The organism is Acinetobacter sp. 22323 (assembly GCF_052044895.1).
In the GTDB taxonomy this organism is placed as follows: Bacteria; Pseudomonadota; Gammaproteobacteria; order Pseudomonadales; family Moraxellaceae; genus Acinetobacter; species Acinetobacter schindleri.
The window spans coordinates 1-13,382 of the sequence record NZ_JBQEOL010000009.1; the positions used below are offsets into that span (position 1 = coordinate 1).

The 13,382-nt window shown below is 43.2% G+C and carries 13 protein-coding genes and 1 tRNA gene; 9 read left to right on the forward strand and 5 right to left on the reverse strand.

The window, feature by feature from the left end:
- Positions 1-32: 32 nt before the first annotated feature.
- The 3 genes from ACTJIX_RS07390 to ACTJIX_RS07400 form a co-directional block, all read right to left on the reverse strand.
- A tRNA-Asn gene (locus tag ACTJIX_RS07390) sits at positions 33-108 on the reverse strand.
- A 148-nt stretch (positions 109-256) separates the two neighbouring features.
- Positions 257-883, reverse strand: coding sequence for a superoxide dismutase (locus tag ACTJIX_RS07395; RefSeq protein WP_005221437.1), 627 nt, complete (start codon positions 881-883; stop codon positions 257-259).
- 154 nt (positions 884-1,037) lie between these two features.
- Positions 1,038-1,796 carry a Nif3-like dinuclear metal center hexameric protein gene (locus ACTJIX_RS07400; RefSeq protein ID WP_005221439.1) on the reverse strand — a complete coding sequence of 253 codons (759 nt, stop codon included), beginning with the start codon at positions 1,794-1,796 and terminating at the stop codon, positions 1,038-1,040.
- A 172-nt stretch (positions 1,797-1,968) separates the two neighbouring features.
- Here ACTJIX_RS07400 and ACTJIX_RS07405 point away from each other — a divergent pair, with 172 nt between their 5' ends.
- The 9 genes from ACTJIX_RS07405 (at position 1,969) to ACTJIX_RS07445 (ending at position 9,982) form a co-directional block, all read left to right on the forward strand.
- Positions 1,969-3,150: a trypsin-like peptidase domain-containing protein gene (locus tag ACTJIX_RS07405; RefSeq protein ID WP_004810569.1), complete on the forward strand. Its 1,182-nt coding sequence runs from the start codon at positions 1,969-1,971 to the stop codon at positions 3,148-3,150.
- Positions 3,151-3,290: 140 nt separating this feature from the next.
- Positions 3,291-3,548, forward strand: a complete 258-nt coding sequence (locus ACTJIX_RS07410) for a hypothetical protein (RefSeq protein ID WP_004810565.1) — start codon at positions 3,291-3,293, stop codon at positions 3,546-3,548.
- An 80-nt stretch (positions 3,549-3,628) separates the two neighbouring features.
- On the forward strand, positions 3,629-4,426 hold the full coding sequence (gene rutD / locus ACTJIX_RS07415; protein WP_005221441.1) for a pyrimidine utilization protein D: 798 nt from the start codon (positions 3,629-3,631) through the stop codon (positions 4,424-4,426).
- A gap of 330 nt (positions 4,427-4,756) precedes the next feature.
- Positions 4,757-5,863 carry a pyrimidine utilization protein A gene (rutA, locus tag ACTJIX_RS07420; RefSeq protein WP_005221443.1) on the forward strand — a complete coding sequence of 369 codons (1,107 nt, stop codon included), beginning with the start codon at positions 4,757-4,759 and terminating at the stop codon, positions 5,861-5,863.
- The gene (rutB, locus tag ACTJIX_RS07425; RefSeq protein ID WP_262478606.1) at positions 5,860-6,621 is read left to right on the forward strand and encodes a pyrimidine utilization protein B; all 762 of its coding nucleotides are present in this window, start codon (positions 5,860-5,862) and stop codon (positions 6,619-6,621) included. The genes rutA and rutB overlap by 4 nt, the downstream gene beginning before the upstream one ends.
- Before the next feature lie 33 nt (positions 6,622-6,654).
- On the forward strand, positions 6,655-7,035 hold the full coding sequence (gene rutC, locus ACTJIX_RS07430) for a pyrimidine utilization protein C (RefSeq protein WP_440611321.1): 381 nt from the start codon (positions 6,655-6,657) through the stop codon (positions 7,033-7,035).
- A gap of 145 nt (positions 7,036-7,180) precedes the next feature.
- Positions 7,181-7,696 carry an NADH-dependent FMN reductase RutF gene (rutF, locus tag ACTJIX_RS07435; RefSeq protein WP_372510662.1) on the forward strand — a complete coding sequence of 172 codons (516 nt, stop codon included), beginning with the start codon at positions 7,181-7,183 and terminating at the stop codon, positions 7,694-7,696.
- A 33-nt stretch (positions 7,697-7,729) separates the two neighbouring features.
- Positions 7,730-9,091 carry a pyrimidine utilization transport protein G gene (rutG, locus tag ACTJIX_RS07440; protein WP_284879217.1) on the forward strand — a complete coding sequence of 454 codons (1,362 nt, stop codon included), beginning with the start codon at positions 7,730-7,732 and terminating at the stop codon, positions 9,089-9,091.
- Positions 9,092-9,142: 51 nt separating this feature from the next.
- Entirely contained in the window at positions 9,143-9,982 is an 840-nt protein-coding gene (locus ACTJIX_RS07445; protein WP_440611338.1) for an NAD(P)-dependent oxidoreductase, read from the forward strand.
- A gap of 134 nt (positions 9,983-10,116) precedes the next feature.
- Here ACTJIX_RS07445 and ACTJIX_RS07450 read toward each other — a convergent pair whose 3' ends face one another.
- Positions 10,117-10,509 carry a carboxymuconolactone decarboxylase family protein gene (locus ACTJIX_RS07450; protein WP_440611339.1) on the reverse strand — a complete coding sequence of 131 codons (393 nt, stop codon included), beginning with the start codon at positions 10,507-10,509 and terminating at the stop codon, positions 10,117-10,119.
- A 168-nt stretch (positions 10,510-10,677) separates the two neighbouring features.
- A complete protein-coding gene (locus ACTJIX_RS07455) occupies positions 10,678-13,182 on the reverse strand; it encodes an acyl-CoA dehydrogenase (protein WP_440611322.1) in 2,505 nt (834 codons plus the stop codon).
- Positions 13,183-13,382 lie beyond the last annotated feature (200 nt).

Genomic DNA, 13,382 nt, shown 5'->3' on the forward strand with positions numbered 1-13,382 from the left:
CGCTCTACCGACTGAGCTATGGGAGAATAGATTGGCTCTCCAACCTGGGCTCGAACCAGGGACCTGCGGATTAACAGTCCGTCGCTCTACCGACTGAGCTATTGGAGAATCTGATCGGCATTTTAGGGAGGAATCGGCAGGTCGTCAATCAATTAATGTAAAGAAATGAATTGTTTGCTTTATAAATATTCATTTAGAGCCTAAAAATAAAAAAATCACCCAAAATGGGTGATTTTTTTAGTAAAGAAATAAAGAATTATTTCTCAACACCTGCAGGCTGGCCTGCATATTTCGCGTTTGCGTAGTCCCAGTTCACCAGGCTTTCTAGGAAAGTAGAGATATATTTAGGACGAGCATTGCGGTAGTCGATGTAGTAAGCGTGTTCCCAAACGTCAATTGTCAACACAGCAATTTTACCGTGTGCCATTGGAGTATCAGCATTAGACGTTTTAAGAATAGAAAGGTTGCCGTTAACTTGGTCAGCAACTAACCAAGCCCAACCTGAACCGAATTGAGTTGCAGCAGCATTGGCAAATTCTTCAGCGAATTTTTCGTAAGAGCCGAAAGCTTCATCAATTTTCGCAGCCAATGGGCCAGTTGCAGCACCACCGCCATTTTTCGCCATACAGTTCCAGTAGAACGTGTGGTTCCAAACTTGAGCCGCGTTATTGAAGATACCTGCTTTAGATGAATCGCCAGCAGAAGCCAGGATGATTTCTTCTAAAGTTTTGCCTTCAAGCTCAGTACCAGCGATCAGGTTGTTCAGGTTAACCACGTAAGTATTGTGGTGTTTGTCGTGATGGTATTCTAAAGTTTCTTTGCTGATGTGTGGAGCAAGATCTTCGTAGCCGTAAGGTAATGCTGGTAAAGTAATGGTTGTCATGTTTTCAATTCCTTGCATTTTGCTGGGTTTTGACAATAAGTGGCTTTATTGTAATAGAAAAACAGGCAGAAATGCGCATTGTAGATAAATAAGAATACAGAATAAAGCCTGAAATTATACGTATAAAGCCGCTGTCAAATACCGTCAGGTGAAATTAAATCGGATTGTTTAATTCGAAATAACTATACTCAATATTGAACTGCTGGGAAATAGCTTTTGCAAGGCGTTGAACACCATATTTCTCGGTTGCATGGTGACCACAGGCATAATAATGCACATCCAGTTCCTGAGCTTCATAGAAGGTCCGTTCAGACACTTCACCAGAAATATAGGCATCACAGTTCTGTGCTGCAGCTTTTTGAATATAATCCTGCGCACCTCCAGTACAGAAACCAACTTTACGAATTTCAGTTTTGTCTGCTGGTAAATGAATCGCATCAAAGCCCAATTTTTCAGAAACATAAGCCTTAAATTGTTCTGGTGTCATGGCCTGTTTTAAATAGCCAATATTGCCAATTGGACGACGTTCATTTGGATCTAATTGTTCCAGATTTTCCAGTTCCAGCAGGTCGGCAATTGCCGCATTATTTCCCAAAGTCGGATGACTGTCTAAAGGCAGGTGATAGCCAACCAGTGAGATATCATGTTGAATTAGCGTCTTAATCCGTTTACCGCGCATGCCAGTAATTGGGTAGGGTTCACCCTTCCAGAAATAGCCATGATGTACCAGTAGGAGATCCGCACCCTGAGCAATTGCGGCTTCAATGGCTCCTTGAGAAGCAGTCACAGCACACAGAATTTTATTGACCTCAGACTTACCTTCAATTTGCAAACCATTTGGGGCATAGTCCTTGAATTCATGTGCAATCAGCGTTTGGTCGCACCATTGAATAATGTCCTGCAATCTGGCCATAAATTTCTCTCTAAACCTTTCAATTGTCATCATCAAAACATATTTTGAATTGTAACTAAAGCAGCACAAATCTCTTTTGCTTTTTTTATGTTTAGTTTTGTGTTTAGCTTTACAATAGAGCACAAATTGCTTAGTCATCAATAAATTAAAAATATTGTCAGAGGATAATAACGTGCGTCGGACCTTTACATGGTTACCTTGGGTATTGCTGATCTTAGTGATCATCGTCTTTCTAGGTTGGCAACAGTTGCAAAAGCCAAAAGCACCTGTTGCGCCAGATGGCGTCAAAATGCCTGCTGAAAAAGTTGAACCATTACTGGATACTTCACGTGCTGGTGGGGTGGTTTCTTACAGCGCTGCGGTGAAAGTGGCTGCACCGGCTGTAGTGAATATTTTTACCACACAAAAAGTGAAGAGACAGGATAATCCTTTACTGAATGATCCTGTGTTCCGTGAGTTTTTCGGTGATCAGTTACCAGAACAGTTCTCTCAGGGGCCAAATGAAAATAGCCTGGGTTCAGGCGTAATTGTGCGTGCAGATGGTTATATTCTGACGAATAATCATGTGATTGCACAGGCTGACCAGATCATTGTCGCCTTAAATGATGGCCGCCGTGCTGAAGCAGAAGTGATTGGGACTGACCCGGATACTGACTTGGCAGTGATCAAGATTGAGCTGGATAAATTACCGGTATTGCCATTTAAATTGAGTGGTAATGAAGTTGGTGATGTCGTTCTGGCGATTGGTAATCCGTTCGGTGTGGGTCAAACCGTGACGCAGGGGATTATTTCTGCGACGGGTCGTTCTGATCTGGGTATCAATACCTATGAAGACTTTATCCAGACGGATGCAGCAATTAATCCAGGAAACTCAGGTGGTGCCCTGATTGATGTCTCAGGGAATCTGATTGGGGTGAATACGGCAATTTTCTCTCAGTCTGGCGGTTCATTAGGCATTGGTTTTGCAATTCCAGCCAAAGTCTGTCAGCAGATCATGAATGCCATTTTGAAAGATGGCCGTGTAGTGCGTGGCTGGTTAGGTATTAGCTTGTTGCCTCCACAACGAAATGATGTAATGAAACCATCCGAACAGGGCGTGACTGTGGCAGAAGTATTGCCAAATGGTCCTTCCGCCCAAGCAGGTATTCAGCGCGGTGATAAGATAATCATGGTCAATGACGAACAGATTACTTCAGCCTCACATCTGATTAACTACGTAGCTCTGCAAGCTCCAGGTAGTAAAATTAGGATTGAAGTGGAACGTGAAGGTAAAAAACAGGATCTGGAGGTTGTGGTGGGTGAACGTAAACAGCAGCAAAATACATCATCGCAATATATTCCTTTACCAGAATAAAATTTAAATCGCTTAAAAAATCTCTCCTAGTGGGGGATTTTTTTATGACCAATTTTTATTTTTGGTTTACAAAACACGAATATTTTATGTGATTTAAATCATTTAATTTCATTGAATAAAATCAAAAAAGAGTAAAAACAATGAGTTTTATGACTGCTGATCAGGCCAAAGTTTTATCGAATGTAGCCAACTTGAATATTGAAATGTATAAGCCCCGTTTGGCTCAATTAATTGAGGACAATGCCCGACAAGGCAATACTGCTGTATTAACGGTATTTCCAAAACATTTGCCTTTAGAAGAGATCCGTGGTCTTTCGGCAGAATTGACTGAACTGGGCTATAACGTGCGCTTTGAGGTGCAGGAATTTTATTATAGCTTTAATGTCTACTGGCTATAATTTTATCAATTGTTCAAAAAAAATCCTGTTCAGGCATATATCTTGCTGCATTCAACTCATAGTTAAAATATGAGAGTGATATGTCTTTATCTATTCATCTTGCAGCACGGGCAGATGCACCTTATGTGGTGCTTTCACCCGGACTGGGCGGGCATGCCAGTTTCTGGAATCCTCAAATTAGAGTTTTACAGCAGCATTTTCATGTAGTCACTTATGATCAGGAAGGCTGTCATTCAGATTCTGAACTCTTGCCCATGTCTTATTCGATCGACCATATGGCCTGCCAGATTCTGGATTTATTGATCAATGATGGTATTCGAGAGTTTCATTTTATCGGGCATGCATTGGGCGGACATATCGGCATGCAACTGGCGACCTATCAGGCTGAAAGAAAGTTTAAGCTGCTCAGTCTGACCATGTTAAATGCTTGGGGAGAGCTGGATGCTCATACTCAGAAATGTTTCGAGGCACGAACTTCCTTATTGGTGAATAGCGGGGCAGAGGCTTATGTGAGAGCACAGGCTTTATTTCTTTATCCGCCGCAATGGATCTCGACTCATATTGATCAGTTAACTGAAGCAGAAAATAAGCAGCTTTTAGATTTTCCTCCAATTTCAAATGTTCTAGCACGCTTACAAGCTGTACAGGCCTTTAAACTGAACGAAGAGCATCAGCAAGCACTCAAAGATGTTCGTGTGCATCTGCTTGCCAATCAGGATGATTTTCTGGTGCCTTATCAACGGTCACAGCAATTACAGCAATGCCTGCCGCATAGTTACCTCAGTTTGCTTGCTACAGGTGCGCATGCCTCCACTGTGACCGAGACAGATCAGGTCAATCAACGGATCCTTTCCTTCCTGATTTCCCCCTTAGCTTGAAGATTTTTTAAAAGCCAGACCTCGTGTCTGGTTTTTCATTTTTTCTAATCAATCATTTTGTAGCATCAGCATGGTTTTTACTTCGAATTGATGCATGAACTGCAAATGCACAAATTGCTACGAGTGCACTTGAATGAAACAGTATGTTCAAAATTGACTCATAGGTAAAAATAGATATTTTACTAAAAATTCAAAAAATAAAATATTAAGTGTATGATATTTATAAATTAAATATAGTTGGCACACGCTTTGCAATGTTTATCTTGTAAATAAAATTCCCGAAGTGGAATCAGAATTTTGAATAAGTGTTAAAAATAATGAGGTGTGAAAATGAAAATAGGTGTCTTCTGTCCAATCGGAAATAATGGCTGGTTACTCTCTGAAAATGCACCGCAGTACATGCCGACTTTTGAGTTAAATAAACAAATCGTACAGCGCGCTGAGCACTATGGTTTCGATTTCGCACTTTCCATGATCAAGCTGCGTGGCTTTGGCGGCAAGACTGAATTCTGGGAACATAACCTGGAAACGTTTACCCTGATGGCAGGTCTTGCGGCTGTCACCAGCAAAATTAAAATTTTCGCAACTGCCGCAACTCTGGTGATGCCACCTGCAATTGTCGCGCGCATGGCATCAACCATTGATTCGATTTCAAATGGCCGTTTTGGTCTGAATGTCGTAACTGGCTGGCAGCCACCTGAATATACCCAAATGGGTATGTGGCCAGGTAATGACTATTTTGGCAAACGCTATGAATATCTGTCTGAATATGTACAAATTCTGCGTGAACTTTGGGCGACTGGTAAATCAGACTTTAAAGGCGAACATTTCCAGATGGAAGATTGCCGTGTTAGCCCACGTCCACAAGCCGACATGAAGATTATCTGTGCAGGTCAATCTGATGCAGGTTTAGAGTTTTCTGCACAATATGCTGACTATAACTTCGTGTTTGGTAAAGGCCTGAATACTCCAACAGCTTATGCAGAAATTAATGACCGCCTCAAAGAAAAAACAGATGTGACTGGCCGTGATGTACAGACTTATGTGCTGTTTATGGTGATTGCTGCAGAAACTGATGAAGAAGCGCAAGCCAAATGGCAGCACTATAACGATGGTGCTGATATGGAAGCGATTAACTGGCTGATGAATCAAGGCGGTAAAGATACCACTTCCGGTGCAGACACCAATATCCGTCAAATGGCTTCTAGCGTATCTCCAGTGAATATCAATATGGGTACGCTGGTGGGTTCTTATGAAAATGTGGCACGAATGTTGGATGAAATTGGTGAGATCAAAGGTACGGAAGGCGTACTACTAACTTTTGATGATTTTATTCAAGGGGTTGAAGACTTTGGTCAAAAAATCCAGCCGCTAATGAAATGCCGTGATCATATTGTCATTGAAGATGCAGCGCCAGTTTTGGAGAAAAGCGCATGAGTGAATCAGTCGTAACAGCCGGTTTTACGGAAAAACTCGGCACAGGAAAAACGCTTAAAGCGGAACCCGAAGCGATTTGTCTTGCACCAGAACAGACAGCCTTGATTGTGATTGATATGCAAAATGCCTATACCTCTCAGGGTGGCTATCTGGATCTGGCGGGCTTTGATGTCTCGAAAACCAAGCCCGTGGTTGAAAATATTAAAAAGGCCGTTGATGCCGCACATGCAGCCGGTATTCAGGTGATTTATTTCAAAAATGGCTGGGATGCAGAATATAAGGAAGCGGGTGGTAAGGACTCTCCAAATTTCCATAAATCCAATGCCTTAAAGACCATGCGTAAACGTCCTGAATTACAGGGGCAATTGTTAGCAAAAGGTGGCTGGGATTTTGAGCTGATTGATGAGTTAAAGCCACTGCCACAAGACCTGGTGATCGAAAAGCCACGTTATAGCGGTTTCTTTAATACTGCGCTGGACAGCATGTTGCGTGTAAGAGGAATTCGCAATCTGGTCTTTGTGGGGATTGCCACCAACGTGTGTGTGGAGTCGACACTACGTGATGGCTTCTTCTTAGAATATTTTGGTATCGCACTTGCTGATGCCTGCCATCAGGCCGGTCCAGTCGAAGCGCATGAAGCCAGTCTGTATAACATCAAGACTTTCTTTGGCTGGGTATCAGATACCAAAAATTTTGTAGAGACCTTACAAAAAGAAAGTGAGTCACTAAAAGAAACTAAATTAGCTGTAAGCGCATAAAGAATTAAAGAACAGAATTAAGGAAAAAATAGTATGCCTAAAGAAATCATTATTCCAGCAGGAACATCGAAACCATTAGCACCGTATGTACCGGCAACCAAGGCAGACAATATCGTGTATGTATCCGGTACATTAGCTTTTGATGAAAATAATAATGTGGTGCATGTCGGTGATGCCGCAGCACAGACCCGTCATATTCTGGAAACTATCAAGCGTGTGATTGAAGAAGCCGGTGGCAGCATGGATGACGTAACGTTTAACCATGTCTTTGTCAAAGACTGGGCAGATTATGCTGCGATTAATACAGTTTATGCTGAGTATTTCCCGGGAGATAAGCCGGCACGGTATTGCGTACAGACGGGTTTGGTCAAACTTGATGCGCTAGTCGAAATTGCTTCGATTGCCCATGTATAAGCCGATCCACCTGATTCAATCTCATTACTAGATGCCCCAGGTCTGAAACTGAACATCGACTTGGGGTAGGGAGAACAGCATGAATGCCAAACTATCTAAAATCATCACAGAGACAGTTGCAGAAAATAAAGCATTAAATAAGGTTTTGGCGACTAACGCATCGGGTGACATCTTTACCCAAGTTGATCAGCAGATTTTCCGTCAAGGCATGTCCAATCTCGGGGCTGCAGTCAATGTCATTACCACGCAAGGTGAGGCAGGACAGGCAGGATTTACTGCCTCAGCCGTATGTAGCGTGACGGATACACCACCAACGTTGCTGGTGTGTCTGAACCGTTCTGCTTCAGTTTATGAAACCTTTAAAAAGAATCAGGTGTTGTGTGTGAATACCCTGGCATCACATCAACAACATCTTTCCAATCTGTTTGGTGGAAAAACACCAATGGCAGAGCGTTTCAGTCAGGGGAACTGGAAAACTTTGGTGACTCAGTCACCTGTACTTGAGGATGCCTTAGTCAGTTTTGACTGCGAGGTGGTCCAATGTTTATCCGTAGGCAGTCATGACGTGCTGTTCTGTGAGGTGAAAGCGATGTGCCAGAGTCAAGGCAATGCGCTGATGTACTTCAACCGTTCTTACTGTGAGCCACACAAAATGTGCTAATTCAATTCAATCCTAATCAAGGAGGGGAAGCCGATGCAAGAAAAAGAAACGTGGTTTCCAAAATTTAAGCCTTACCAAGGCAATCTCGATACCACACCCGTGCAAACAGATGAATATCTGCCTGCTGGAAAAAGTATTATTCTCGGGTTGCAGCATGTGTTTGCCATGTTTGGCGCAACCGTGCTGGCACCCTTATTAATGGGGTTTGATCCCAATCTCACGATTTTCATTACTGGGATTGGGACCATTTTATTTTTCCTGATCACGGGCGGTCGATTGCCTAGTTATCTGGGATCAAGCTTTGCCTTTATTGGTGCGGTCGTCGCAGTGACGGGTTATTCAGGGGTTGGAGCCAATCCAAATATAGGATTAGCCCTTGGCGGTACGATTGCTTGCGGTATTGTCTATGCCTTGATTGGGCTACTGGTGATGAAAACTGGTACCAACTGGATTGAAAAACTGATGCCACCTGTAGTGACAGGCGTGATCGTGATGATCATCGGTTTGAACTTGGCGCCCGTGGCGATTAAGAGTGTTTCAGCGAACCAGTTTGATTCGTGGATGGCTTTAATCACGATTATCTGTATCAGTGTGATTGCTGTGTTTACCCGAGGAATGGTACGCCGTCTATTATTGTTATTGGGCTTATTATCTTCCTACCTGATTTATTTCCTTTTCACCAATGTGATGGGCTTCGGACCTGCGATTGATTTTACCAAAGTCAGTGAAGCAGCATGGTTTGGTTTGCCGAATTTCCAGAGTCCGGTCTTTGAAATGAATGCCATGCTGATGATTGCACCAGTGGCAATTATCTTGGTTGCAGAAAATCTAGGGCACTTTAAGGCAGTCTCTGCGATGACCGGTAAAAACCTGTCTCCATATATGGGTCGTGGTTTCTTTGCTGATGGGGTGTGTACTTCATTGTCCGCTTCTGTCGGTGGTACGGGGATGACCACTTATGCTGAAAATATCGGTGTGATGGCAGTCACCAAGGTTTATGCAACCACGGTATTTGTCTTCGCGGGTATCTTCGCGATTTTACTCGGACTTTCACCTAAATTTGGTGCAGTGATCAGTACCATTCCAGTGGCTTTATTGGGTGGTGCATCGATTGTCGTATTTGGTCTGATTACGGTGGCTGGTGCAAAAATCTGGGTAGATAACAAGGTTGATTTTACCAAGAACAGTACGCTGATTATTGGTGCCGTGTGTCTGATCATGGGTACAGGGAACTATAGCTTGCAGATTGGTGGTTTTGATCTAGGGGGTATTGGTACTGCGACTTTAGCTGCGATCTTACTCAATCTATTCCTGAATCGTGGTGAAGATAAAGAATTGCCAGCCTCTGAACCAGCTGAAACCATAACTGAGGTTGAGGCTAAGCCAGTCGCTTAAAATGAGGAGTATTTTTTGAGTCATACAATTGCATTTTTAGGACTCGGGGCAATGGGCTGGCATATGGCCTCCCATCTGCCAAAACTCGGACATCAGGTTTGGGTCTGGAACCGGACTGAACAGAAAGCTGTAGCGCATGCTGAAACTTTTGTAACGCAGGCAGTTGGTATTGAGCAGGCGGTTCAGGCAGATTTTATCTTTTCCTGTTTGCCGACCAGTCAGGATGTAGAAGCATTAATTGCAGCTCATCCACCCAAACAAGGGGCAATCTGGATTGACTGTACCAGTGGTGTACCGGAATCAGCACAGAAACTGGCGAAGCTCTTGGAGCAACAAAGCAGTTTTTATCTGGATGCACCGGTTTCTGGTCAAACCATTGGAGCGGAACGCGGTACTTTAACTGTTATGGTGGGTGGTAATGAACAAGCTTTTGAACAAGCCAAACCGATCATTGATGCCTTTTCTGGCCTGATTGAATATGTGGGAGAAAGCGGTTCTGGCTTTGCGGTGAAAGCCGTGAATAATACCCTAATGGCGACTCATTTATGGGCATTGGCTGAAGGGCTGACTGTGCTGAAAGGGCAGGGCGTTGATTTAAGCAGTGCACTAAACTGTATTAATCATTCCAGTGGTAAAAGCAGCATGTCGGAAAATATCATGGCACAGCGTGTACTGAGCCGTGAGTTTCACAAGACCTTTGCGCTGGATTTGTTGCAGAAAGATATTGGCATTGCTTTGGAGCTGGCACAACAACAGCAACTGGATTTATCAGTGATGTCTTTGGTTCAGCAGGAATTTCAGCAGATTTCCAAGCCACAGGCTAGCCAGCTGGATTTCTCCGCTGCGGTGCAAGGCTTGGAGCAACGTACTCAAATTGAATTAAGAGAATAATCTTTTCAAACAATATTAAAGACAGTGTTAAAGAAGTTATAGCTATAGATATATCAGTTTAAAATTTAAAAAGCCGGGAATTTTAATTCCCGGCTTTATTTATTCATTAAGCAGCTCAATAGCCTAAGTAATTCTTAATTCTCTTGATTCGTCTGATATTCCTGAATCACTTCGAGCGCTGCACGGAATGCTTCTTGTGTTGCAGGAGCGCCGCAGTAAGGCAGGCTATGCAGTAGCACTTCCTGAATTTCTTCCACTGTCGCACCGTTATTCAAAGCGCCACGAACATGGCCTTTCAATTCAGTTGGGCTTTTTTGCGCGGTAAGAAAAGCAATGGTAATTAGAGAACGGTATTTACGTGGTAAAACCCCTTCACGTTGCCAGGTTGAACCCCAGGCATGTTCATTAATCCAGTCCTGCAAAGGTTGGGTAAAAGGCACCGTATTGTCCTGAGCACGCTTTACAAAGCTTTCACCCATCACTTCAGTACGGACTTTCAATCCATTTTCATAATCTTTTTGTGACATCATTGACCCTCAATTTTATTATGGGTCTAGCTTAACGTTTAATATCTTAAATACCATCGTGCAATAGTCGTAAAAAAGTGGCTGAATAGCCACTTGTGATATTCCAAAGTGAAATCAGGAAATAACCTCACTTTGGAAAGCAAGATCCGATTTAGATAAAAGTTCTATCTAAGGACTGGTTGAATGTGAAGGTGCACTTTGAACTGATGTATCAGTACCTGTTGCATCTGCTTTCGAAATATGAGGATTTTCAAGTTCCAATACTTCCTGTAAATGCAGATCGAAGACATCAGTCAACATGCTGTCGTAGCGACGCGCATTATAGTCCAGCAACTTATTGGCTTCTTCTTCATTAATAAAGCCTTGTTCATGCGCATCAGCCACATGATCAGCAAAACTGAGTCCTTTAAATTGACCTTTGTTTTCGGCTTTTTTAAAGCGATCCCAAAGCTGCTCAATCTCCAATAACATGGTGAAGGTCGATTCCATACGACCATTCACATCATCTTCCGCTGTGCTATAGAAAATATGCTTTTTCAGTACTTTCCGGAAAGCGTTATCTTCCATCATGACATTTGCGACTTCCTGTTTAAGTCGGTCAGATGGCTTCGCGACAGGTCGGCCAAATGGGAAACAGATAAGTTTGACCATGCCAGCAGCAACACCCACCGGGAAATTTGCAAACAGGTCATAAAACGCTTCCTGAGCGGTATATAAAGATTTCTCAATTGCCAATTGTGCATGCAGACGTTCAGCTTCAGTTTTTTTGCTATGTTCAAAGAATTTCAGGATTGCCGTCGCAATAAACAGATGGGCATGAATATCAGCCAGACGGCCAGAAAGCATTTCCTTGCGTTTAATATCACCGGCAAGTAAACCCAGACACATATCTGCAGTCAGGGCAAAGTTGGCACTGAGCCGGTTAATAATCTTGTAATAAGGACGGGTAAAATCAACTGCACTTTGTGGCGCAGCACTTGAACCACCGCTAAAAGCATAGGCAAAAGAGCGGGCAGTCCGGTTAAAGGTATAACCCAGATGTTTAAATAACATAATATCGAATGGATTCAGAGCGGCTTTTGGGTCTTCAGCTTGCAGAAGCTGTAATTCTTCATATAGATAAGGATGGCAACGCATTGAGCCTTGACCAAAGATCATCAATGAACGGCTCAGAATATTGGCGCCTTCGACTGTAATCGATACTGGAATGGCCTGATAGTTGAGAGCCAGGAAGTTACGAGGCCCCATTTGAATAGCACGACCGCCCACGACATCCATACCATGATTGACGATTTTACGCATGGTCTCTGTGGCATAGTATTTGGCAATCGCGGTCATAACTGCCGGCTTACCACCTTGATTCAAGCCACAAGTCACTAAATAACGGAATGCTTCCAGCATATAGGCATCACTGGCAATTTCACTATTGGCTTCCTGTACGCCTTCAAATTTACCCACTGAAATCTTGAATTGCTGACGGATTCGCGAGAACGCACTGACATTCAGATAAGTCATTTCAGCACTGGAGGTAGACAAAGCCGGTAGGGAGATACCACGACCAACCGCTAGACATTCCATCAGCATACGCCAGCCTTTACCGGCATTTTTCACGCCACCAATGATCCAGTCTAAAGGAATAAATACATCCTTACCTTCAACAGTACCATTCATAAAAGGGGAGCCAGGATTATGACGTGGACCGACTTTTACCCCTTCATGATTGGCCGGTAGCAAGGCACAAGTAATCCCATAATCTGTTTTATCACCGAGTAAATGATCAGGGTCATACATTTTAAAAGCTAAACCGACGACAGTGGCAATTGGTGCTAGAGTAATCCAGCGTTTGGAGAAATTCATCCTCAGACCAAGCACTTCCTGACCTTCAAACTGGCCATAGCAGACTACACCGGTATCTGGAATGGCTCCGGCATCTGAGCCTGCCTCTGGACTGGTCAAACCGAAACAGGGAATTTCTTCGCCGCGTGCCAGCCCTGGCAGATAACGGTTTTTCTGCTCTTCGGTACCGTAATGGAGCAACAGCTCACCCGGACCGAGAGAGTTAGGTACCATACAGCTGACTGCAGCAGTGAGAGAACGCGAAGAAATCTTGCTCATGACCCGGCTTTGAGCAAAGGAACTAAAGGCACGACCGCCATATTCTTTGGGAATAATCAAACCGAGGAAACCATTATCTTTAATATACTGCCAGATATGTTCAGGCAGCATTTTTTTCTCATGGATTTCCCATTCATCTAACATGCTACATAGCGTTTCAACTTCGTTATCCAGAAATGCCTGCTCCTCGACCGATAATTTTGGATAAGGATAATTATTAAAGGTTTCCCAGTTGGGCGCTCCCATAAAAAGTTCTTTTTCCCACCAGCTGGTACCGGAATCCAGCGCTTCACGTTCTGTCGGGCTAATGCTTGGCATGGCATCTGCTAAAGCCTTATAAGCTGGCCTGGAAATAAAAGACATACGCAGAGGATCAATTAGCACGACCAGACTAATCAGAATTAGGGGAATACCGAGTAATAGCGACCAAGGGCTGATGAATGCACAGACCACTGACATGATCATCAGGGTAATCGCACCAGTGGTACGGGAAAATTGAAAGAAGAAAATCGCCCATAAACTGGCAAGTAGAAGAAGCACGGCAAAAATAAATAGCATTGTTATATTTCTCCAGGGTTATACAACTGTGCCGCTGCCAGTATTAATAATGTGTTTTCTTAAAACTTGACGATATTTTTGCATCATTTAAGAATTAGGCAAGTTCACAGCTGTTCTTGTGAGAACTATCGTTATTAAATATTTCAACGACATATTAAAGTGTTTTAACTATTTTTGAGATTGTTTGAAAAGTAAGCAGT